The organism is Vibrio sp. SNU_ST1, from assembly GCF_030563405.1.
Lineage (GTDB): Bacteria > Pseudomonadota > Gammaproteobacteria > Enterobacterales > Vibrionaceae > Vibrio.
Map to the genome: position 1 here is coordinate 492,319 of NZ_CP130749.1, position 23,050 is coordinate 515,368.

17 protein-coding genes are annotated in these 23,050 nt (G+C 43.6%); 8 read left to right on the top strand and 9 right to left on the bottom strand.

The features are described from left to right. Positions 1–32 precede the first annotated feature (32 nt). The gene (locus tag Q5H80_RS16510; protein WP_304570498.1) at positions 33–929 is read right to left on the bottom strand and encodes a cation diffusion facilitator family transporter; all 897 of its coding nucleotides are present in this window, start codon (positions 927–929) and stop codon (positions 33–35) included. Positions 930–1,290: 361 nt separating this feature from the next. Between Q5H80_RS16510 and Q5H80_RS16515 the strand changes: the two genes are divergently transcribed. After that, positions 1,291–1,641 (top strand): hypothetical protein, encoded by a 351-nt coding sequence (locus Q5H80_RS16515; protein WP_114635501.1) that lies wholly within the window; start codon positions 1,291–1,293, stop codon positions 1,639–1,641. 60 nt (positions 1,642–1,701) lie between these two features. Here the strand turns inward: Q5H80_RS16515 and Q5H80_RS16520 are convergent, their stop codons facing one another. Then, positions 1,702–2,580, bottom strand: a complete 879-nt coding sequence (locus Q5H80_RS16520) for a LysR family transcriptional regulator (RefSeq protein ID WP_009845583.1) — start codon at positions 2,578–2,580, stop codon at positions 1,702–1,704. 161 nt (positions 2,581–2,741) lie between these two features. Here Q5H80_RS16520 and Q5H80_RS16525 point away from each other — a divergent pair, with 161 nt between their 5' ends. From Q5H80_RS16525 to Q5H80_RS16535, 3 genes are all read left to right on the top strand, one after another. Then, complete coding sequence (locus tag Q5H80_RS16525; protein ID WP_009845582.1) at positions 2,742–3,341, top strand: class I SAM-dependent methyltransferase; 600 nt, start codon at positions 2,742–2,744, stop codon at positions 3,339–3,341. A 425-nt stretch (positions 3,342–3,766) separates the two neighbouring features. Next, complete coding sequence (locus tag Q5H80_RS16530) at positions 3,767–5,332, top strand: YjjI family glycine radical enzyme (protein ID WP_304570499.1); 1,566 nt, start codon at positions 3,767–3,769, stop codon at positions 5,330–5,332. 58 nt (positions 5,333–5,390) lie between these two features. After that, positions 5,391–6,305, top strand: coding sequence for a YjjW family glycine radical enzyme activase (locus tag Q5H80_RS16535; RefSeq protein WP_304570500.1), 915 nt, complete (start codon positions 5,391–5,393; stop codon positions 6,303–6,305). 27 nt (positions 6,306–6,332) lie between these two features. Here the strand turns inward: Q5H80_RS16535 and Q5H80_RS16540 are convergent, their stop codons facing one another. From Q5H80_RS16540 to yccS, 5 genes are all read right to left on the bottom strand, one after another. Then, positions 6,333–7,244, bottom strand: a complete 912-nt coding sequence (locus Q5H80_RS16540; RefSeq protein ID WP_304570501.1) for a LysR family transcriptional regulator — start codon at positions 7,242–7,244, stop codon at positions 6,333–6,335. Between the two features lie 53 nt (positions 7,245–7,297). After that, a complete protein-coding gene (locus Q5H80_RS16545) occupies positions 7,298–8,557 on the bottom strand; it encodes a hydroxymethylglutaryl-CoA reductase (RefSeq protein WP_304570503.1) in 1,260 nt (419 codons plus the stop codon). A gap of 186 nt (positions 8,558–8,743) precedes the next feature. Beyond that, positions 8,744–9,064 (bottom strand): hypothetical protein, encoded by a 321-nt coding sequence (locus tag Q5H80_RS16550; RefSeq protein ID WP_304570504.1) that lies wholly within the window; start codon positions 9,062–9,064, stop codon positions 8,744–8,746. Between the two features lie 121 nt (positions 9,065–9,185). Then, entirely contained in the window at positions 9,186–9,347 is a 162-nt protein-coding gene (locus Q5H80_RS16555; RefSeq protein WP_304570505.1) for a hypothetical protein, read from the bottom strand. Between the two features lie 357 nt (positions 9,348–9,704). Beyond that, positions 9,705–11,888, bottom strand: coding sequence for a YccS family putative transporter (gene yccS, locus Q5H80_RS16560; protein WP_304570506.1), 2,184 nt, complete (start codon positions 11,886–11,888; stop codon positions 9,705–9,707). A 177-nt stretch (positions 11,889–12,065) separates the two neighbouring features. Between yccS and helD the strand changes: the two genes are divergently transcribed. Together helD and Q5H80_RS16570 are read left to right on the top strand one after the other, a co-directional pair. Then, positions 12,066–14,141 (top strand): DNA helicase IV, encoded by a 2,076-nt coding sequence (gene helD / locus Q5H80_RS16565; RefSeq protein WP_304570507.1) that lies wholly within the window; start codon positions 12,066–12,068, stop codon positions 14,139–14,141. Between the two features lie 173 nt (positions 14,142–14,314). Next, entirely contained in the window at positions 14,315–14,665 is a 351-nt protein-coding gene (locus tag Q5H80_RS16570; protein ID WP_304570508.1) for a VOC family protein, read from the top strand. 185 nt (positions 14,666–14,850) lie between these two features. Here Q5H80_RS16570 and tkt read toward each other — a convergent pair whose 3' ends face one another. Both tkt and tal read right to left on the bottom strand, forming a co-directional pair. Beyond that, positions 14,851–16,842, bottom strand: coding sequence for a transketolase (tkt, locus tag Q5H80_RS16575; protein ID WP_304570509.1), 1,992 nt, complete (start codon positions 16,840–16,842; stop codon positions 14,851–14,853). A gap of 90 nt (positions 16,843–16,932) precedes the next feature. Beyond that, positions 16,933–17,883, bottom strand: coding sequence for a transaldolase (gene tal / locus Q5H80_RS16580; protein WP_029223051.1), 951 nt, complete (start codon positions 17,881–17,883; stop codon positions 16,933–16,935). 459 nt (positions 17,884–18,342) lie between these two features. Here tal and Q5H80_RS16585 point away from each other — a divergent pair, with 459 nt between their 5' ends. Together Q5H80_RS16585 and Q5H80_RS16590 are read left to right on the top strand one after the other, a co-directional pair. After that, positions 18,343–19,335, top strand: coding sequence for a sugar-binding transcriptional regulator (locus tag Q5H80_RS16585; RefSeq protein ID WP_139685237.1), 993 nt, complete (start codon positions 18,343–18,345; stop codon positions 19,333–19,335). 269 nt (positions 19,336–19,604) lie between these two features. Then, complete coding sequence (locus Q5H80_RS16590) at positions 19,605–22,622, top strand: M6 family metalloprotease domain-containing protein (RefSeq protein WP_304570510.1); 3,018 nt, start codon at positions 19,605–19,607, stop codon at positions 22,620–22,622. The last annotated feature ends 428 nt before the right edge of the window (positions 22,623–23,050 follow it).

The window sequence follows — 23,050 nt, forward strand, 5'->3', positions numbered from 1 at the left end:
GTGATGTATAAAGGTTACTAGGGACCAGATCATTAAGCCGTAATATTTAAATTCAATTGAAGCTCATAAGGCATTTTAGATAAGCGTCGCTTTAATTGATGGCGTGTTCGTTCAATATCATCAACCGTAATCGCATCTTGGTCGTTAGTATGAATATCAACATTGATTCTTAGCTCCGGGCCAACCTTAGTCACACCCATTAGTTCCAAATCTTGATCCGCATCTTTGTCTACCGCGACAACATTCTTATCTACCGCGTCACAAATGTCTTTGGTTGCCGACATCATCAGCAGTTCGCGCATTGCTTCACGTAACATGTCAAGCGGCACTTTGATGAAGTAGAAAGACATCAGCAACATCATCATTGGGTCGGCATATACCGCGTATTCAGCAAATGGAGAGTAAGCCACCAACCAAGCAACAACGAAACCTGCCGTAACTGCCACACTCAAAAGCGTATCCATCTGCCACTGTTTAGACTCAGCTTGAATCAAACCTGAAGAAATACGTTTGCTCTTGTTGGCGATGTACCACCAAGCGTAACCACAACCTAATACGTTGAAAATACCAAACAGAGTTGCGATAGAGGCATCGACTTCACGACCGCCTGTCATCAGAGCACCAATCGCGGAGTAAAGCGAATAACCGACCACAAGCAGAATCACAATTGCTTTAATCGCGATTACGATTGGCTCAATGATTGCTCGACCGAATGGGAACTCCCTGTCTGATGGTCGATTAATGTATTTCGAAGCAGCTAGTGACAATAAAGTTAACAGTAAGCTGATCAGAGAATAGACACCGTCAAATACTATGACTAGAGAGCCAACGAGAAGACCCAACACCAATCCGCCAATTGCGAAGCCTGATGCTAAAAGGGCTGAGAACAATAGTACTCGGTTTTCGTTTTGGCTTTTCCTGTCACACATAATATTTTCCAGATGTTTTTGATAACTTCATTGTTCTAATATTGAGCTAGCTTTACAAACTTTATCTGATGACGTTTATATGTCGGCAACCCGTTTTATATTAAAGTTATTACTATTCAATTGCTTAATGATAGAATCTGGTGTCAGTAAAGTTGACGATGACTGTTTTTTAGGAAATGTGAAACTGACGTTAAATGGTTTATGATTAGTAAAATACATAGGTTGTGAAGGTCTCATAGGCTCGCTGTGTAAAGGGTCAGGCTGTTAAGGTTGCAGAAATCGCACTGAAACCTTATACCTTAAACTTGGGTTTGAACCTTGAGCGTAAAGCTGAGTTGAACTTGAAAAGGAGTGGATGAAGATGAAATTTGATGATCTCAATGATAGCGAATTATGGGCGATTGCTAACCCGATAATGGACAACTTGATGGACGGCTCAACCAAGGTTGACCATGCTCAGCACTGCCGAGACTTTACGCAGCGCATGAAGGATATTGTGACGCCTGAATATTTGGCAAAGGTGTGTCATCACTATCAACACAGCAACGGCTTTTTTGCTGAACGTGAACCCGTTGCGCTATTCAGACGCTCCGATTCCATCGCCTTTGTTTGGAAACAAGCGTATACCATTGCGAAAGGCGAGTTTGTGGCAGAAATGGTGCTGGTTGAAGAAGACGGACGTTATTTAGTGGATCACGTGATGGTCTTCTAAAGGAGAGTTTTCTATTTGTTAGATGATTTTAAGTATCGAGATAGAACATTATCTGACACTTTAAAAATCAAACAAGTAATCGCTGATCTGATCCGCTAACCAATTCATACCTGGGTGTTCTGCCATACCTGCCGCGGTAAACATACAGTAGTCTTCTTGAGTCAAGCCATAAGTGTGTTTGATCACCGCCAGTTCCTGTTCGCGCAATAAATGGCGTATCAATGGCTCTGGCATTACGCCCCATGCATCTTCTCGTAGAATCGTATCCAACATAAAGTCGAAGCTAGAGAAGCCGATGTATCGGCGAGAGAAGGGCTCAAGCTCAGGGTTATCTTTTTCATTAAGATAAACCATCGTCGCTTGCATCGAATTTCTTAGTACTTCATCCGACACTCTTCGCATCGCACTTAAATCATGTCCTTTCTTACATACCGACATCATTCGGATCTTGCCGAGTGGGTTGTAGATAATTCTTGGGTCGTCTACACGCTCGTAATCAACACCAAACGCAAAATCAACTTGCTGAGTTTCGACAAGATTAGCCAAGTCGCCGCTAGAAGCGAGAACGAAGTTGAAAGAAGTGGAAGGGTATTTGTTGTTCAGGGCGTGCGATAAACTTTGCCACATTTCGTCGGGTAGGGAGTCATCGCGTGCGATCCAAATCTCTGCGTTGAATTCACCTGAAACATGTAAGCAGGTTTGCTTAATGCGTGCTGCCGTTACCAACATACCTTCGCAATCTTTGTAGATAGCTTTGCCTGCTTCAGAAAGCTCTACGTGGTTGCCGCTGCGAACAAACAGTTCGACATCTAACTCTTTTTCCAAGGCTTTGATCGACATGCTCAGTTTGGTTCGGTTGCATTCTAGCTGTCGCGCAGCTTCAGAGACGGATCCTAAATCAGCAACAGAACAAAAGGCTTGGACTTGAGAAAGGTTCATTTCATTTCCATATTGAGCGGGTGGCGGTGCATATTATCTGAATATTGTGCTGACTATCTTAGAAATAGTCCATCTTTGCATGATAACTCTATGACGAATTGACTAATTTGGTTTATTCTGGGGGTGTTCCGAACCTACAAGAAGTAAAGATGGAGGCCATGATGGCGAAACAATGGGACGAGTACGCACCTGATTGGGATAACGATCCCGCTACTGCTGTATTCGCACAGTCCGCATTTGACCAGTTAACACAGCTCGTTGATTTGAACGGAACCCGTGTCCTTGATTTTGGTTGTGGTACAGGATTACTCAGCCAGAAAATATCTCCTTTTGCAAAAGAGATCATCGCTCTCGATATCTCAGAAGGGATGATTGAAGAGTTAGATAAAAAAGAGCTGTCTAATGTAGAGCCTGTCGTTGATATCTTATCTCGCGGACTTGCAGCCCAACACCCAGCATTCAGAAATCAGTTTGACTTAGTGGTAGCCTCTTCGGTATGTGGCTTTATTCCGAACCTACAAGACACGGTCAGCCTTATTTATACTCTGTTAGAAAACGATGGGGTTTTTGTGCACTGGGATTGGTACTTAGAAAACGACAGCGAAGATTTTGGGGTCAGCGAACAGCGCTCCCAGAATGTATTGAGCGCAGCAGGTTTTTCGATTGTTGAAGTCTCAACACCGTTTTCAATCGACACCCCACAAGGTACTTTGAAGGTACTGATGGGTGTAGGCCGTAAACAAGTGGTTCCTCATCTATAGTTCACTTGTCTGTAGTTGACGTATCTGCAGTTGACGTATAGATAACTGATCAGATAACCGCACTCACGCTTAATTGACTAAACCCACATCAACGATCTTTGGATCCGTTATGTGGGTTTTCTATTTATACGCACTTGCGTTTTAAACTAAACGGTTCAATCAAGGGGTCTAATCTTTTCTGCTTACTCTTTCCCTTCCCACCATAAATTTTGCTCTACCGTTCATTTATCGCTTTCCCAACGACAATCATCGATAAACAACCATCGTTAATTTGCAAATAGCCAATTTACAAGCTGTCTATTCACAAATTACCAAGTTACAAATGGTGTTTTCTATTTTGGAAATGTAGCATTGCATACATTTCATTAGTGGAAATGTAAGTGTGAGATATAAAATAAGCCCATAAGAATATTAAGGGTTTAATCATGAGCCACCAATCTGCATCATCTACTTCTTCACCATTTTCAGTGCAACAACAACGCTTTAGCAATATCATTTCAGATGCCAGCCTGTCCCCAAAACAGAAGTCGAGCTATCTTGCCTTAGAAGCCGAAGCCAGCCTGCCGTATATGCCGGTAAGCAATGAAGTAGAGCAAGCCTTACAACAAGGTGTGCTGTGTGACATGTTTGAAGGACACGCTCCATTTAAGCCGCGCTATGTGCTTCCTGATTATTCTAAATACTTACATCAAGGCTCAAAGTATTTAGAGCTTAGCGCGGCAACTAATTTCGACGAAGCATTGAACATGCTCACCATCCTTTATCATCACGTTCCATCGGTGACTTCAATTCCGGTTTACTTAGGTCAGTTGGACGATGTGTTGATGCCTTTTGTTGGCGATTTGACGGATGTGCAGGTATATCAAAAGCTGAAGCTGTTCTGGATTATGCTGGATCGAACACTGCCAGATGCCTTTATGCACGTGAATATTGGCCCAAGTGACAATATTATATGCCGCACCATTTTACGTGTGGATGCTGAATTGAAGCAGATCGCACCTAATTTAACTTTTATGTATGACCCTGCCGTCACGCCTGATGATCTGCTTCGTCATGCGGCGAGCAACATTTGTGAATGCAGCAAGCCGCATATTGCCAATTATCCTGCACACGCCGCTGCGTACGGTGATAAGCGTTTTGGCATTGTGAGTTGCTACAACTCTTTGCCTCTGGCGGGTGGTTCAAACACGCTAGTACGTATGAACCTGAAGCAAGTGGCTCTGAAATCTGAGGACAGCGTAGACTTCTTACAGCAAGTATTGCCTAACTACAGCAGTATCATGGTTGAGTTAATGAACGCGCGCAGCCGTTTCTTACATGAAGAATCAAACTTTTTCGAGGGTTTCTTAACCAAAGAAGGCCTGATTGAAGAGGACCGTTTTGCGCCAATGTTTGGCATTTACGGCATGGCTGAAGCGGTCAACATCTTAATGGAGAAAGAAGGCAAATCAGGGCGCTATGGTCACGATGAACAAGCCAACCAGCTTGGACATCGTATCTCTGAAAAGCTGGCAGAGATCGTTGAAAGCTCTGAAGTGAAGTATGGACTAGAAGGTAAAGCCTTGTTGCATGCTCAAGGTGGTATTAGCTTAGACGAAGATGTGACACCTGGTGTGCGTATTCCTTATGGAACAGAACCTGATCCAGTTTCTTACGTACGTGCGACGGCTGGTCACCATAAGTTCTATACCTCGGGCATCAGTGACATTCTGACGATCGACGAAACGGTGAAATCAAACCCAGAAGCGATGTTCAACCTGTGTAAGGGAGCGATTCAAGCGGGTTACCGAGAGTTCACGGCTAACGTAGCATCGAACGACTTAGTCCGTGTGACTGGCTACATGATCAAGCTGTCTGATATTTCTAAATACGACGATCAAGGTTCACGCACCAATACCACTTTCCTTGGTGCTGAAGCTGCAAAAAACACTGGTATCCTAGAGCGTAAGCCACGTGTGGCAAGCTTAGAGATGTCACCGACATACGAATAGCTTTAACGTGCGTGTGTTATGTGTGTGTTATGCGTTTCGAATGCGAACAATGTGAATTATGAAAATTTCTGATCTAACAACTCAAATGGCTAGGGTTAAAAATAATAAGACAGAAAAACAAGCGAAGGTCAGCCGTGTGCTGACCTTTTCTTGTGTTGATGGCCCCGGAAATCGTTTGGTACTGTTCCTACAGGGCTGCAATTTCGATTGCATCACTTGTCATAACCCACACACCATCAACAACTGCAACCATTGTGGAGATTGCGTTAGTGGCTGCCCGAGCAGTGCTCTGAGTCTTATTGAGGGCAAAGTGAAGTGGGATCCGGTAGCTTGTACCAACTGCGATCAGTGCATCGATACCTGTGATCATAAGTCGAGCCCAAAAATCACCACTATGACGGTCTCAGAGGTGCTTGAACTGGTTAGGCATAATCAATTCTTCCTGAGCGGTATTACTGTTTCGGGTGGTGAGGCGACTATGCAATTGCCGTTTGTCATCGAACTATTTCAAGCGATCAAAAGCGATCCGCAATTGGCTCATCTCACATGTTTTATTGATAGTAATGGCTCACTGTCGCAACAAGGGTGGAATAAGGTGTTGCCTTACCTTGATGGTGCAATGATCGACCTAAAATCATGGCAATCTGAAACACATCAATGGCTAGTGGGTAGAGGAAACCATCGAGTGTTTGAAACCATCAACTACTTAGCTGATAAAGATAAGTTACATGAAGTCCGGTTGCTGCATATCCCTAATAAAAGTGACCTCGATATCGAGGTAGAGCTGGTCGGTTACTACTTGAAGGGCTTGCCAAGTGATGTTCGAATTCGGCTGAATGCGTTTCAACATCATGGGGTAATTGGTGAAGCTTTGGAGTGGCCGAAATGTACAGAACAACAGATGCAGAGTTTTCACGACAAGCTCTACGCGATTGTTCAAAGGCCTATGCATACGCAAGAGGTTTATACCTAATATTCTCGGTCATCTATAATGAAATAGTTAGGCTTCTAAAAACAGGTCACACAGCCATTTGATCGCCTGATCATTCATGTTTGGCTTGTTCCACACTAAGCTGTACGCCACTTTTCCGTAATCGAAGGGAAGTGGCTTACTCACTAATCCATGCGCTTGTTTCGCGTGTTCAGCCCACTGTTTCGAACAAGTGAACAGGAAAGGAGTATTGTGACAAAGCACCGCCGCTGCGCCAAAATCCGCTACCGATATCGCCATATCTCTCGGCTTGTGACATTGCACTAAGTTTTGCTCAAAGTAAGGCTTAGACAGCTCGTTATCTAAGATTCCAATGTGTTTGTAATCTAAATAGCCTTCAACCGTTAGCTCTTGCTGAGCGAGAGGGTGGTGAGCGCCCATCAAACAAACCATTTCATCAGGAAGAATTGTTTCCCACACCAACTCTTTATTATCCGTTGGTGGTTGGGATATATCATGGGGCAACAAGATCAAGTTGACCTTACCACTGAGCAAAGCATCGAATCCAAGCTCCTGTTTCGAATAGATATTAAGCTTGGCTTTTGGTGCAAGTTCAGTGGTGATTTTGCTGATCTTGGAGGCAAACACTTCGAAGGTACTTTCACGCATCGAAAGTGAAAAGCTGCCTTGGTAATCTTGAGGAGTAAAACTCTTTTGGTGAAGTAGCCCATTCATGCTGGAAAGAATCGCGTGAACGGTGGGCGCTATTTTCAGGGCAAAGGGAGTCGGGATCAGCTTGGTGCCGTCTCGATAGAAAAGCTCGTCATTAAGGATGTCACGTAGCTGAGACAGAGTTTTACTTACACTCGAAGGGCTGACAAAGAGTTGCTCTGACGTTTGAGTGACGCTGTGGGTGTTCAGCATAATATGAAGCGCAGTGAGGTGTTTAAGGCTCACTCGCGATAAATGTAAGTAATCCATACACAATTCACTCAATACGTGACAACGGTCGGTTTAAGGTTTTATAACAGAAACTAGCGCGCTAACTTGTGATGAGCGCGCGAAAAGTGACCCGCACAGAATGCGCCTACAATCGATAGCTCACCCGCCAAGCATAATGCAGCACATACTTCGGCTAAGGCTTGTGATTTACCATTGCCGTGTAGCCCTAGTAAATCGAGACACGCTTTTTGGCTTGGTAGGCCAGTACCGCCACCGACTGTTCCTAACATCAAGTTAGGAAGCGTTACGCTCGCGTACAAACCACCTTCTTTGTTGAGCTCCATACGAGTCATACCAATCGCAGACTCAGCAACACACGCCGCGTCTTGACCGCAAGCAATGTAGAGTGCAGCAAGTGCATTGGCATAATGAGCATTGATACCAATCGTACCGCTTAGAGCGCCACCGACTGTGGTCATTTGTCCGAACTGCACCATCTTCTGTGGTGTGGTGTGGAGATACTTAGCGACAAGCTCAGCAGAGATATTGACCTCGGCTGTGACTTTTTTACCACGGACACTGCGCAAGGTCTGGGTATTGGCTTTTTTGTCGCCCGATAAGTTGCCATCAAGGAAGGCGTGATCGGGCTTCACTGGTGTATGATCAATGATGTACTCAAATACCGCGTTGGTTGCGATAGTTACCATATTCTGACCAGAAGCATCTCCGGTTAGAAATTCGAACACCAAGTAAACATGGTTGCCTTCGATGTTGATATTGATGTCGGTAAGTTTGCCGTGCGACGTTGTTGATTCAGCTAAGGTTTTAAATTGGTCATACTGGGTCACTGCCCATGCCACAAACTGTCCTGCTTCAACTAACCCTTGGAATGCGAACCCAGGGGTGCGTGTGACACCTTCATTGAGCAACATTGCACTTGCGCCACCACAAGCTGTGATCAGCTTTGAACCACGGTTGTAAGACGCCACAAGCGCCGCTTCTGTTGTTGCAAGCGGTACTAGGTAATCGCCTTTAGCAAACAGGCCATTGACTCTTAAAGGGCCAGATATACCAACAGGGACTTTAACGGTGCCAATAAAGTGCTCAATGTTTTTCTCATAAACCTGAATTTGGCTTTGAGTATGAGGGTCGAGCAGTTCTTGCTGCGAGTCTGCATTATCGAGAGCAGTCCAACGACGTGTAAGGTTTTTTTCAGTCAGATAAGGGCTCGGAGTCAGTTTATTCACTGGCTTCTCAAAATGAGGCTGGAGCTTCTTTTCTAATTCGTCTGCGGAGATGTCGCCTCCTAAAATAGAAACATAGTCACGGCGATGCAGATTTAGTTTTGGCATAAGTAGTACGAAGTAAAGTTTGTGCTGCAAGGATAGTTTGCGCTGATTCTACCGAGTAATAAACCAGAAACAAGCGTCAGATATAATGAGTTACAGTTTGTGTGCTTATAGAGTCAAAAAGCATCAAAAGTGATCGAATTAAATGGATTCAGGGCATAGGAAACAAGCACTCAGTATGAGTATAGATCAGATATGGATGTCGAGAAGACTGCCGATGGCTTCGTTTTGACGGTCAACGATACTTGCGCCAATGCGATTGTAATTTGCGCTTTGTGTCAGTTTTATTAACGCTTCAGTAGAGGATGAAGCAGATTCAGGCTCTTTTTCTTTAAACGAAATGGGTTGTTCAGGTTCTATTTGATTGAAGCTCAAATCGCTAGTTTGGAAAGTGTCGTCGGATTTTAGAGAGTGTTTGGAGTTTTGGTTAAGCTCGATAGCGGCTTCTTCAGCCATATTGGTTGACTGCTGAATGATGGCGTAACCAGATTGAATACCAGATATCGACATAGCAGAACCTTTTATTGACGTATGAAATGAGTCTAGGCGGACGATATTTTGAGTGCAATGGTGAACGGGTACAATTTACTGAGAACAGGTGAACTTAGGCTAAAATAGTGATCTCTGTCTACTAATTAAACAGGTCATTTAGTGCGTTTAACTCTTCATCAGTAAGCAGAGAAGGCTGATCCGTTTCAAGGTTGCCGTCGATTTCACCTTGAAGTGCTTTCAATTGCTGTGGGCTAAGAAGCTGTATTTGCTCCTTAAATGCTTCAAATTGCTGTGTATTCATAATGTGACCTTAGTTCAAATACATATGCTCTATTGAGCATAGCCTACTGATTCAGGAAATCAAACAAGATTAAGTGAATATTAAATGAAGTTTGAAGTTTCCTAAAACTAAGACAACTATAAATTTCTGTGGTCGTTTTTTGTCCGAGAAATGTTAGGCAAAGTTATGGCTTGGTCAATCAAAGTCAGAGAATTTCTACAATGTGAAAATCCCCGCATCCCTTGTACTGCAAGGGTAGGTAAGCAATTGCTCTACCAAATGGGGGGGGGGAGGTAGAGCAATGCATAAATATATTTAATGATCAAAAGGTGAGCGATTGACGGTATCTTTTTGTTTTTACAGTATTTTGTTTATTGATCAAGAAGTTTCTGTTTCAAACGACTTATCTATCTTTACCTTAACCGCAAACTTGGTAGCTAAGGTGTGCAGTTCTGGAAGCATTCGATAGATCAAATGCAACTGCTGTAGGACCATCCTCACAGAGCTTTCATCCTCTTCTCGCCACTCACTCAAACGTTTATCAAGTTCAGGGTCGTAAGCGTTTTTCACTTCGCATTGTTCTTGATGACAAAACAACTGGTCGTTGAGAGCGTCGAGGTGCTCGTGTATCACTCTGTGTGCGTCCAGTACCAGTTTATGTGTTGCTTCGTCATCGATACGCGTTCTATGAGCACCCAGAGCAGAGATATAGCTGAGTAGTGCATGATTGAGTGTTAGGAATCGGAAGCTCTCATCTTCAGACGTACGGTACTTACCCGGCTCAACCAGCATGCTACTAATAGCGGCAGTCAGGTTTGCATCATTGTTATGTGCACTGCGGCGTGCAATACGATAGCTAAGGCTGTCTTTTTTGCCTATACGGTATTGGCCAATGATCTGAGCGAGATAATCTTTATTGGAATCAAGCGCATCTGCCATCACCTTGTGAAGTCGTTTTGATTGCCAGTCTGGTAGAATGTAGATAACCGCTAAAACAGCAAGCGCACTACCAATGAAAGTATCAGCTAATCTTGGCAATACAACTGCGTAGCCTTCCCCTAATTGATTGAAGCAGAAGAGCACAAGCAGTGTGATAAATGCGGTCGCGAATCCGTAGTTATTGATGCGGAAAGCGAAGAACATCACGCCACTGACCACAATGAATACTAGCTGACTCTCTTGAGATGGAAAAAAGGTCAGTAACGGTACTCCAATTAGCAAACCTGCGACGGTGCCAATGACACGAGCCGTCAGTTTTTGGCGGGTTGCGCTGTAGTTTGGCTGGCATACAAACAGTGTCGTCAGCAAAATCCAATAGCCACGCTCTATGTCAAAACCTTGAATGATCCCGTAGCCGAGCGTCAATGTGACCGCCATACGAATTGCGTGGCGAAATAGCATCGAGTCGGTGTTCAGGTTGGCTTTGATCTTATGCCACATCGCCGTCAAAGTATGAGGGTTGGTATCATCCAGTACGCCTTCTTCTAGTTTTTCAGCATCTGGGTTACTGATATTGGATAGCTGTTTTTCGACGGTAGCTAGGTTATTAAATAAGTAGTCCAATTGGCTGAGCAATGGTTTCCATTCTGATTTCTTCTGCTGATGCAGATGATTAAGTGAAGACATTAGTTCATCAAGTGCCAGAACCGATTTTTCGCCATGTTGGTATTCCGTCCCGACTTTCAATGAAGCGGCCACTTCTTTACAAGCGGTAGCTTGGGCTTCAAGTAAATACTTAAATCGAAACAATACGTCTGAGCGCTCAAAGTGCTTTGCCAGTTCTTGATAGCGGTAGTGGGTAGAGCTCACGCGCTCATGAATGTCTTGTGCGATGAAATAGGTGTTTAGGAATCTATCGCTCGGACCATCAATGTGTCCGCGTTTAGATCGGTTGAGTAGCGTCGCTTTACACATGTTGAGCGCGTTAACAGTGCTAGCGTTCAGTTTGGCTTCAATGATTCGATGTGGTTGGGGAATCAAATCTGATACAGGATAGAAGAGCTCCGCTTTGGAACCGATGTAATTGCCGATTTGATCGAATACTGTTGCTAGGTTTTGCTGCACTGGTTGCATTGGCCATACGACCTGCCAAATCATCGACATGAAGTAGTACCAAGCTGCACCCGTTAACAGTAGTAGAGGTTGAAACCAAAGGTTAGTGCTCTCGTGAGCCCCAAGCATGGCGTAGATAGCCACAAGTAATGATCCAAATGCGATACTGGCATATTTAGGGCCAATTGCCCCAAGTATAATAAAAGAGAAGGTTGAAACGAAAAGCCCTATCGCGAACAGCCAAGGGGTGTCGAAGAGAATCTCAATAGAGAAGGCTGCAACGGCAAAACAGATAAAGGTTAGCGTGAGTGCTTTCAACCGCCCGGTAAAGCTGTCATCACTTTCAGCAAGAGCCGCAGCAATAACCCCTAAAATTAATGGTGTGATAAGTGTGTTTTGACCATAATACCAAGCAGGTACTACAACACCGAGCAAAGTGATGAGAATTAATACGCTGTAATTTATGGTTTTATTCGCCCAATAAAGGCGTAGTTTTGCTGAGAAGTCCACAGTCGCTCACTTGACACACTAAAACCATAATCCTAACAGAAATCAAGCACAAGAATTTGATACTTATCCATAATTGCCCCTAGGTGGTCATGAAAGCGTCGATAAGCAGTGAGACATTATTAATTCTCACTGCATCATGATATAAATTCAATATTCCCAATTAAAGAGCACGCTCCAATGCAGCTAAGCGCTAATAAGACTGCACAGTTTTTTATTCAAAATGAATATCATCAGGTTGAGCTTGATGGCCCACGCCTGCTGTTATCTTCAGTAGGCAGTGAAGAACGTATCCCTTTCACTATTTGGAGTGGCAAGATCGCGATAAAGCGCGGATTGTTTTGGGGATCGTTGCAGTTTTTTGCTAATCAACAAGATGGCAAACAGCGAAGCTGGTTAGTCCAAGGCCTTCCATGGGAACAATGCCGTCAATTTGCGCGCGCATCGGTTGCTGCTTATCAGAAGTGGCATGACAGACAATGTGAACAGTTGGCAGAGCACGTTCCTCAATGGGAAGCTGAATTGACACGTCTTGAGCAACTTCCTGCTTTCCTACCGCATTCTAAAGTGAAAACTTGGGTCGACATGGTCAATGTCGGTCTGGAAAATATGACGATGACTTTAGAGGAAGCGGCGCAGCGCATGCCAAACCGAATCGCGCGAATGCAGCCATGGTTGTCTGAAACGGAAATTAAGCAAGCCGAGAGGAATCAACAGTGGTTAGAGACAGAAAGACAAAACTGGGAAGTATTGTTTGCTCAATGTGAATCGTCACCACTGAACTTATCGCAGCAATATGCGGTCTTGATGAATGATGATCACAACCTTATTTTAGCGGGCGCAGGCTCAGGTAAAACCAGTGTTCTCACAGCTCGCGTCGCGTATTTATTGCAAAGCCACCAAGCTCAAGCTGAAGAGTTGTTACTGCTCGCCTTTGGTCGTGAAGCCGCGGAAGAGATGAAACAGCGCCTTAACAGCAAAATTGGCATATCAGCTGAGAAGGTGCAAGTCAGTACTTTCCACCAGTTGGGTCTAAAGATACTGAATCAAGTTGAACCCGAACGCGTGGTTATTTCTCCGCTCGCGCTCGATGACAACCAACGCCAAGCATGGTGCATTGATTGGTTGAAGAAGCACTGGATGACACCGACCAACTTTAAACGTTGGCAAAAGCACTTGTCTAAATGGCCAATTGCTTATTTAACCGGTGATGATGAGCTAGGTAGTCATGTTTCAAATCTCAAATTGATTGGTTGGCTTGAAAAGCAGCTTGAACAGTTGAATGCGTCGGGCTTAACGAAAAAAGAAATACAGCAACAGCTGATTGATCACCGAGACTATACGCGCCTCAACAGCGAGCTTTCACTGTGTTGGCCATGTGTATCTGCTTGGCAAAAGGAATTGAAAGAACAGAATCATATCGACTTCTCAATCATGATTAGCCGAGCGACACAGTATGTCGAGAAAGGGAAATTCATTCCGCCTTGGAAGTTCATCATGATCGATGAATATCAAGATATCTCACCAGACCGTTTAGCCTTGGTTGAAGCCTTGTGTAATCAATCGAAAGCGCAGCACCAAGCTTCTATTTTTGCCGTAGGTGATGACTGGCAGTCAATTTACCAGTTCGCGGGTGCAGATGTGGATCTTACGACGGGCTTTAAAGATCGTTTTGAGAGCTCGACAATTCATCATCTAGATACGACTTATCGATTTAACAATCAGTTAGGTTCGGTTGCCAATCGCTTTGTGCAGGAAAACCCGATTCAATTACCAAAAGAGCTCAACAGCTTCAAGCAACAGAAACAGAAGTCGGTTTATAGTGCGCCAAGCAAAGAAGTTGAGAAGATCCTCGATCAGATAAACAGGCAAGCAAAAGGTAAAGCGAATAAATCTGTGATGTTGCTTGGGCGAAATCATTACCACAAACCAGATCTGTTGGAAGACTGGAAAAAGATCTATACCTCAATTGATATCAGCTTTATGACTTGTCACGCAAGTAAGGGTAAAGAAGCGGATTTCGTGATTATTCTTTGCGTTGACGAAGGACAGTTCCCCGCGAAGAAGAAACAATTGCACATTGATGGCGCGTTGACTGAATCTTCGGATGTGTTCCCTTATGCGGAAGAGCGTCGTTTGTTTTACGTGGCAATGACGCGAGCGAAAGAGAAAGTATGGATCACGCACAGTGGCGATGGTTCTGGCTTTGTGCAAGAGCTACATGGTTCTGATTACCCCGTTGTTCGTAAAAAGTGATGTCAGTTGACGTGATTGTCTAAGATTAGATCTCCAAGCGCGCTACTCATTATTATTAGGGCAGAAGCTATTCTAATTAGGGCGTAAGCAATTATCATTAGCGTGCTACCTATTCTAATTAGGGCGTAAGATATTATCATTAGGAAAAAGGCATAAAGCAGAAGGAATCAGTTATGGAACACGGCTCAATTAACTACATTGAATTTGCAGCGCGAGACATCGCCGCCACTAAGGCGTTTTTCAGCCAAGTGTTTAGTTGGGTCTTTGAAGACTATGGTCCTGAGTATTCTGCTTTTGAAGGAAAAGGCTTAATGGGTGGGTTCTATTTAGCGGATCTAGCGTCCAATGCTGAAAGTGGTGCGGCGTTGATGGTTTTCTATAGCGAAGATCTTGAGCAAACCGAGCGTGAGGTGTTGGATGCTGGTGGAGAGATAAACCGTGAAATATTCAGTTTTCCCGGCGGGCGACGCTTCCATTTTAGAGAGCCAAGTGGTAATGAAATGGCAGTATGGAGCGATAAGTAGAGAGTTAAGATTCTGGTAAACAAAAAGCCACTATGCGAAATGGTCCTGTAACGCTGGACATTTCTGTTAAGCGGTAATCAAGGCCTGACTATCGAAGTCAGGCCTTTTAGTTTCACTTTATACGTTTGGTATTGTAGAACTAATTATGCATCAACCCAGTTTAGGGTGAGACAATTTAGTCAAGATTAAGCTAGAAGCTCTTTTGCTGTGTTTACTACGTTTTCAGTAGTGAAACCAAACATCTTGAATAGCTCACCTGCTGGTGCAGATTCGCCAAACGTTGTCATACCAATGATCTTGCCGCCGAAGCCAACGTATTTGTACCAGAAATCAGCGATACCAGCTTCTACAGCGATACGTGCAGTTACGTCAGATGGAAGTACAGACTCACGGTATTCAGCGTCTTGCTTATCGAATGCGTCGGTTGCAGGCATAGATACTACACGTACCTTCTTACCTTCAGCTGTTAGTTCAGCAGCAGCGTTAACCGCTAGCTCAACTTCAGAACCAGTCGCGATAAGGATAAGCTCTGGCTTGCCTTCACAATCTTTCAGGATGTAACCACCCTTAGCGATGTTAGCAACTTGCTCAGCGTCACGATCTTGTTGTGCAAGGTTTTGACGAGAGAAGATAAGTGCAGAAGGACCATCTTTGCGTTCGATTGCCAGTTTCCAAGCAACAGCAGACTCAACTTGGTCGCATGGGCGCCATGTGCTCATGTTTGGAGTCAGACGTAGAGATGCGATCTGCTCAACTGGTTGGTGAGTTGGACCATCTTCGCCAAGACCGATAGAGTCATGCGTGTAAACTTGGATGTTCTGAGTTTTCATCAGAGCAGCCATACGCATAGCGTTACGCGCGTATTCCATGAACATTAAGAACGTTGCGCCGTATGGTACGAAACCACCGTGCAGAGCGATACCGTTCATGATTGCCGTCATACCGAATTCACGTACACCGTAGTGGATGTAGTTACCAGAGAAGTCGTTTGCTTCAAGTGACTTAGAACCAGACCACATAGTCAGGTTTGAAGGCGCAAGGTCAGCAGAGCCGCCCATGAATTCAGGTAGCATAGCACCGAATGCTTCTAGAGCATTTTGAGATGCTTTACGTGATGCGATGTTTGCTGGGTTAGCTTGAAGATCAGCGATGATTGCCGATGCTTTCTCTTCCCATTCAGCAGGTAGGTCACCGTTTACGCGGCGTTTGAATTCAGCTGCCAGCTCAGGGTATGCTGCTTCATAAGCTGCAAGTTTCTCGTTCCACGCTGCTTCCTTAGCTGCGCCTGCTTCTTTCGCATCCCACTCTGAGTAAACTTCCGACGGAATTTCAAAAGGACCGTGCTCCCAACCTAGTTGCTTACGAGTTGCTGCGATTTCGTCAGCGCCTAATGGTGCACCGTGACAGTCGTGCGTACCTGCTTTATTTGGAGAACCAAAGCCAATCACTGTTTTAGTACAGATTAGAGTTGGACGAGGATCCGCTTTAGCCGCTTCTATAGCCGCGTTGATAGCGTCAGCATCGTGACCATCAACTGCAGGGATTACGTGCCAGCCGTAAGCTTCAAAACGCTTAGGTGTATCGTCAGAGAACCAGCCTTCAACTTCACCATCGATAGAGATGCCGTTGTCATCCCAGAAAGCAACCAGCTTACCAAGACCTAGCGTACCCGCTAGAGAACATGCTTCGTGAGAGATACCTTCCATCAGACAGCCATCACCCATGAATGCATAAGTGTAGTGGTCTACGATGTCGTGGCCTTCTTTGTTGAACTGTGCAGCAAGCGCTTTCTCAGCCATTGCCATACCAACAGCGTTAGTGATGCCTTGACCTAGAGGACCAGTCGTCGTCTCGATACCAGGTGCGTAGCCGTACTCTGGGTGACCTGGAGTCTTAGAGTGCAGTTGACGGAAGTTCTTAAGATCTTCAATTGAAAGCTCGTAACCTGCTAGGTGAAGCAGAGAGTAGATCAGCATTGAGCCGTGGCCGTTAGACAGGATAAAACGGTCGCGGTCAGCCCACTCTGGGTTTGATGGGTTATGGTTCAGGTGAGAACGCCAAAGTACTTCAGCGATGTCAGCCATACCCATAGGTGCGCCAGGGTGACCAGAGTTTGCTTGTTGTACGCCGTCCATGCTTAGAGCACGAATAGCGTTAGCTAGATGTTTGCGGTTCATAATTGCTTCCAAAATTGATTCGAAATTAATAATTCGTGGACAGATGTAAAAGAGGAACGAAATTCGTTCCTCTTATTTATTACGTAGTGATTACAGCTTAGCTGCGATCATGTCTTCTAGTTTGCCTTGGTCAACGGCGAAGTTGCGGATGCCTTCAGCTAGCTTCTCTACAGCCATTGGGTCTTGGTTGTGATCCCATAGGAACTCAGCGTGAGTCATTGCAGCAGGACGCTCTTTAGTACCGTTAGAGTCGATTAGCTTCTCTACTACTTCACCTTCTGCTGCTTCTAGGTCAGCTAGAAGTTGAGGTGCGATAGTTAGACGGTCACAACCAGCAAGTTCAAGGATCTCGCCGATGTTACGGAAGCTTGCGCCCATAACAACAGTCTTGTAACCGTGCTCTTTGTAGTAGTTGTAGATGTCTGAAACAGAGATTACGCCTGGATCTTCTGAAGCTTCGAAATCGCGACCTTCTTTCGCTTTGTACCAGTCCATGATACGACCAACGAAAGGAGAGATAAGGAATACGCCAGCTTCAGCACAAGCACGAGCTTGAGCGAAAGAGAATAGAAGCGTTAGGTTACAGTTGATGCCTTCTTTCTCTAGGATTTCAGCAGCACGGATGCCTTCCCAAGTAGAAGCAAGTTTGATAAGGATGCGGTCGTTAGTGATGCCAGCGTCGTTGTACATTTTGATAAGTTGACGAGCTTTAGCAACGCTGCCTTCCATGTCGTAAGAAAGACGAGCATCTACTTCAGTAGAGATGCGGCCAGGTACAACGTTAAGGATTTCTTTACCAATGTTCACGTTAAGCATGTCACAAGTGTCTTGAACTTGTTGTGCTTTGTCGCCACTTTGCGCTTTAGCGTATTCGATAGAAGCATCGATTAGAGGTGCATACTCAGCAATTTGAGCGGCTTTAAGAATTAGAGATGGGTTAGTTGTTGCATCTTCAGGAGTGTACTTGCTGATAGCTTCGATATCGCCAGTGTCAGCTACAACAGTTGTTAGTTTACGAAGTTGCTCTAATTTATTGCTCATTTTGATCATCCTATGTATCGCAGAACACCCCTTTAATGGGAGAGGTGTGGGCATTTGCAAGCGAACTAATGAAGTTCCTCATGGTTGTACCAGTGAGTCAAACTTACATTAATTTAAATTTTTCTCCGAACGAACATTTGCACAGAACATTTGATCGCTCGATGAGTAAATGATGTAGCCATATTTATCCGATCTAGCCCCAAAGTCAACGGTAAATAGTGCTGTATGGTGACTTCAGTCAAATATATTTCGCTCTAGTAATCATGGGGTATGCAAGCAAACGTTTAACGAACAAAGTGAGGTGAATTAATCAACAGCAAAACTATGGTTATGATGCTGAGCAAATGTTTCTTGTTGTTACATATGTTCAGGGTGTAAGCTTGTGTATCACTTAATGAGCTCTCCTATATTAGGAAGCACAGCAGGTAAAATAATTGTTAAATATTGGTTGAGTGGTATATGAGTAACAATATCCAAGATGTTTCCGAAGAAAACACTGATCTCCTAACCGAAGTCGCCGTTGCTTATTATCAGGATGGCGCGACTCAAGAAGAGATCTCCAAAAAGTTCTCTATCTCTCGTGCAAAGGTTGGTCGAATGCTCAAACAAGCGCGCGATGAAGGGATTGTTGAAATCACCGTGAAATATCACCCTGTCTTCAGTGCCAAAATTGAACAGCGTCTCATCGAAAGGTTTGGTGTGAAACGTGCATTAGTAGCTCTTGATCAGCCGAATGAAGAGAAGCAGCGGTTACAGGTTGCTGGTTTGGTGTCTAACTACCTAACGAGCACCTTAAAAAACGGCATGGTAGTAACGGTCGGCCAAGGTCGAAACGTATCGTCGGTTGCTCACCATACTGGGGTGATCACACCGCGTGACTGTAAATTTGTTTGTGGTATCGGCGGTATTCACCCAAGAGGCGGTATGTTTAATGCCGACCATATATGTAGACAACTCGCCAAGAAATACGGTGGATCTTCTGAAACCTTGTATGCGCCTGCTTATGCAGAGAACAAAGCACAAAAATCCGCGTTCATGGAAAACAGTACTGTTAAGCAAACACTCGATCTCGCCCGCAAGGCAGATGTTGCATTAGTCGGTATTGGTGACATGAGTGAAAACAGCTATATGGTCGACCTAGGTTGGTTTACGGCGGGAGAGGTGGTTCAATCTCGTTTACTTCAAGGTGTCGTCGGTGACTTTGCGGGTTATGACTTTTTCGACGTGCACGGTAAAGCGGCAAACACAGTAATGAGTGACCGAGTCATCGGCTTAGGCTTGGAAGAGTTCCGACCAATTGCCGAGGTAATCGCCATCGCTGCCGAGAACAGTAAGCCACTCGCTTTGTTAGGTGCGTTAAGAACAGGTGTGGTGGATGTGATTGCGACTAGTGTAAGTAATGCTTTGACGGTACTTAACTTGGATGAGCAGTTGAAACATGCGTCTCCATAGTTAACTCTTTTGTAAATATCTATTATTTTAATAAGTTCGCGGGTTAATTAAACTGTCCAATAATAAAAGATAGAATTATCCATTATCTATCTTTTATTTTTATAAATTTATACGATCATAATTAATTCTTATGTTTTATCCTATAAGTAATATTTATAGGTTTAGTTAGAAAGTTAATTGGTTAATATAATACCTCATTGATAAAGTCTCGTTTTATTTAATAAATGAATTGTCTCTTTCAGAGAAATTCAAATAACGAGATTACCCTAATGAGGACAAAATTAATTTGTACACTAATTACAGCACTCATTGCTGTTGGTTTTGTACAAGCGACTACTTTACCTGCGCCAACTTGGCACACAATGACCTTCATTGATGGCAGTACAAAAGAACTGCGCTTAATGGGGTCTCAATATATGTTTTGGTACCAAGACCATGATGGTCACCTATACGTTCAGGGTGTTGATAATCAGTGGTACTTTGCTAAATATGAAACAAGTGAAAAAGGGGGGGGGAGTGTTGTTTCAACTGGGGTGTTGGCTTCGAGTGATACTGAAATACCCGTTGAATCAAACATAAAAAACCTAAAAATTGATCCAATACATATCAATGAATCTTTTGACTCACCCGCTGCGAACCACAAAAGATTTACCCCAATAAATAATCAACGTTCGCACCTAAATAGTTCTTCGCCAAAAAGGGTCACTGAGCAGGCCTTGTTGGTAATACAGGTCAGTTTTTTAGACGAACAGATTGAAAATGATTTTCAGTCGACGATATTTGGTGAAAACCAACAAAGTGTTCAAGATTATTTTCTAAAAAATAGTTATGGGAATTATAAAGTTGTTCCAGCCAAAGAAAATGAAGGAACAAAAAATGATGGTGTTATTAATGTCACGCTGGATATGGATCATCCCAACTGTCATTCAAAGTCTGAAAAAAATTGCCAAACTAAGCTTAATAATGTATTCAAAAAGGCATATGAAGCGCTAGATGTTGACTTTGACCTTTCTCTATATGATTCGAACAATGATAATAGCATCTCAGCTCAAGAGCTGTCAGTCATGTTTGTCTTTGCTGGGAATGACAAATCTAGCGGTACACGAAAAACCCCGACAATTTGGCCTCATAAGTATGCTCATAGCACTGTCGAGATCGATGGAAAACGTATTAGTGCTTATTGCTTGTTCGCCGATTATCAAGGTGACCATCAGTCAACAATGGGGGTGATAGCACATGAGCTTGGACATCTGATGTTAGGACTTCCAGATTTATATTCTTATAAGCATGATGGTTCTATTGGTCATTGGGGGTTAATGGGAGGGGGCAGTTGGGGGAGAAAACCGACGGATCAGTATGCTGGCGAAACTCCGGTCAACATGTTGGCTTGGAGTAAAGAGGCATCTGGTTTTTTAAAGCCGAAAGTTCTCTCCAATAACGGGAGCATTGAAGTTGGTACAATCAAGGGTGAAAGCGTTATCCACCTTGATCCTTACCTTAAACAGTTTGGGCCTCGTGCTTATGTGGAAAATAGACGCAAAAACGATTATGACCAAGCGCTTCGTGGTGAGGGGTTATTAATCACAGCCGTGAATATAGATAACCAATTCAATAGTTCTGGTCCGATGCAAGTACAGGTATTCCAAGCCGATGGAGAGGGGTTATTAGAAAATGGATTCTCTTCTGGAGACACTGGCGATGTCTTCCCTGGCAGAGAATCGGTTACCAATCTCTCAGATGATTCAGAACCTTCCTTAACAGCGATTACGGCGGGGCGAAAGACGGATATCTCAATAACCAATATTGTTAGCGATGATACCAAAGCGAGTTTCTCTTTGTTGGTACCTAACACCAACAACAAATCATCCTGGGTAACCTCCTTTGGGAGAACATACCCACGTTACGATGCGAATATTAATGTTCTAGGCTTCCCCATTGATGTGGTCAAGGGAAACCAAAGTATTGCAGGAATTCACTTTTACGCGAAAGCAACGAGCGTCGCGATGCCGATGTTTTATCGTTTGGTGGAATATCCATATCAATCAAGATTCGGCAATGCAGTTATTGACGAGCAAGCAGCTCGATTGTTACACAGAGGTATCGCGAGGCAGGGCGGTGGACAAATCATTTTTGACGAGAAAATTAAGCTTGGGCTAGGCACAAAGTTAATAGTCTTAGAGATTGAGAATGGTACCCCTGAATATTCAACCCAGTTTTTAGATGCGTATTTAGGGGATGGACAAAGAAAAAGCCAATTCTCAGGTACCATTTCTGATTACAAAACTCGAGGGTTGAGCCGAGGTTTCGGTCAGAATTTTCCTTTTGCAGCGCTTTTTGAGTTGCCAATAGATGCCAAGCCTATTGCTGTCGATGACATGATATCGACTGAGGAAGATACCCCTTTTATGCTTAATTTATTGGCTAATGATATCAATTTACCAAAGCCAAATAATTACTCTGTTGAAATCGTTCAGAAGCCAATGAAGGGAGTGATAAAAGATGGAACCTACTTCCCAAAGGTTGACCAGTTTGGTCGTGACAGTTTCACATACCGTTTGGTAAATAGGCTAGGATATGAGACGGATTTTGCTCGTGTGTCAGTTGATATTAAGCCTGTGAATGACGCGCCCAAGTTAACAATAGATAGGCTAGAGGTTACGTCTAAGCCTGGTGAAACTGTTACTTTTACGGTAACCGATATTACCGACGTCGATTCTTCTGAGCATCAAATTATGTGGTCTCAAATTCAAGGTCCAAGCCTGAAATTAAGTGGATCACGCTCCAAAGCCCTACAAGTGACAGTACCTAGCGATGCTTCGAAAGGAGAGCGATACCGATTTACGATTTTGGTACAGGACTCGTCAGGAGGTAATGCAAAGCAGTCTGTAGTTCTGGATGTGCAAAGAACGGAAGCTTTATTATTGGGCACCAAATCGTTGCAAGTAAAATATGGCGATACAATTGATTTAGTTCCTATTACTAACGGAGATGACCACACATTATATATTTTAGAATTTCCACGTAGTGGTATTGCAAAAATTGTCGATAGTAAGATCATTTATAATGCTCCTGATCAACGTAAGCTCGCTTTATATGACACTATTAAATATAAGGTTTTATCGGCCGATGGTGATGAGTGGGTCGGATCGTTTGATATAGAAGTTTTACCGAGTGTTTCAACCGCATCATCTGTGCCAGTAAGTCAAGATGAGTCATCAGGAGGAAGTTCCTCACTACCTATCCTCTTTATATTGTGTATGCTCTTTCAATTACGAAAGCAACGATAGAATAAATTGAAATGAAAGAGCTATATTTATTGGCTCTTTTTATTTTTCTGTACATACATGAGATAATCGAATAAAGAATGTTTTGTCGCACTTCTTTCCTTAGGTTACATCAATAAGTGTTTAGTTGCATTTTGGTGTAATCTTGATCACAAAAATAGATAATTGTTACTTTGAGTGTTTTTTGAGCTTTAATCCTATGAGTGGGGAATATTTACATAAATTTCAACGATTTTCGTCAACGAAAAGGTGGAGAGTGCATAGGTTTTGGTTATAATTGTGTTGATTGTCATTTGCACTGGAAAGGTGTTGTGTAAGGGCTTTGGTATGTGAATGACACACAAAATATGTTGTTTGTAAAAGCACATAAGGATTTGTGAATCAGTTGTTGGTTGTGGTGGGTGTATTTATTTATATAGATGCATATAAAC

Excerpts from the sequence above, each read along its gene's own strand:
- Q5H80_RS16550 (WP_304570504.1), bottom strand. The coding sequence starts at position 9,064 with ATGTCGATATCTGGTATTCAATCTGGTTACGCCATCATTCAGCAGTCA.
- Q5H80_RS16585 (WP_139685237.1), top strand. The coding sequence starts at position 18,343 with ATGAGTAACAATATCCAAGATGTTTCCGAAGAAAACACTGATCTCCTA.
- helD (WP_304570507.1), top strand. The coding sequence starts at position 12,066 with ATGCAGCTAAGCGCTAATAAGACTGCACAGTTTTTTATTCAAAATGAA.
- tkt (WP_304570509.1), bottom strand. The coding sequence starts at position 16,842 with ATGAACCGCAAACATCTAGCTAACGCTATTCGTGCTCTAAGCATGGAC.
- Q5H80_RS16515 (WP_114635501.1), top strand. The coding sequence starts at position 1,291 with ATGAAATTTGATGATCTCAATGATAGCGAATTATGGGCGATTGCTAAC.
- Q5H80_RS16530 (WP_304570499.1), top strand. The coding sequence starts at position 3,767 with ATGAGCCACCAATCTGCATCATCTACTTCTTCACCATTTTCAGTGCAA.
- Q5H80_RS16570 (WP_304570508.1), top strand. The coding sequence starts at position 14,315 with ATGGAACACGGCTCAATTAACTACATTGAATTTGCAGCGCGAGACATC.
- Q5H80_RS16545 (WP_304570503.1), bottom strand. The coding sequence starts at position 8,557 with ATGCCAAAACTAAATCTGCATCGCCGTGACTATGTTTCTATTTTAGGA.
- Q5H80_RS16540 (WP_304570501.1), bottom strand. The coding sequence starts at position 7,244 with ATGGATTACTTACATTTATCGCGAGTGAGCCTTAAACACCTCACTGCG.
- Q5H80_RS16590 (WP_304570510.1), top strand. The coding sequence starts at position 19,605 with ATGAGGACAAAATTAATTTGTACACTAATTACAGCACTCATTGCTGTT.
- tal (WP_029223051.1), bottom strand. The coding sequence starts at position 17,883 with ATGAGCAATAAATTAGAGCAACTTCGTAAACTAACAACTGTTGTAGCT.
- Q5H80_RS16520 (WP_009845583.1), bottom strand. The coding sequence starts at position 2,580 with ATGAACCTTTCTCAAGTCCAAGCCTTTTGTTCTGTTGCTGATTTAGGA.
- Q5H80_RS16525 (WP_009845582.1), top strand. The coding sequence starts at position 2,742 with ATGGCGAAACAATGGGACGAGTACGCACCTGATTGGGATAACGATCCC.
- Q5H80_RS16555 (WP_304570505.1), bottom strand. The coding sequence starts at position 9,347 with ATGAATACACAGCAATTTGAAGCATTTAAGGAGCAAATACAGCTTCTT.
- Q5H80_RS16510 (WP_304570498.1), bottom strand. The coding sequence starts at position 929 with ATGTGTGACAGGAAAAGCCAAAACGAAAACCGAGTACTATTGTTCTCA.
- Q5H80_RS16535 (WP_304570500.1), top strand. The coding sequence starts at position 5,391 with ATGAAAATTTCTGATCTAACAACTCAAATGGCTAGGGTTAAAAATAAT.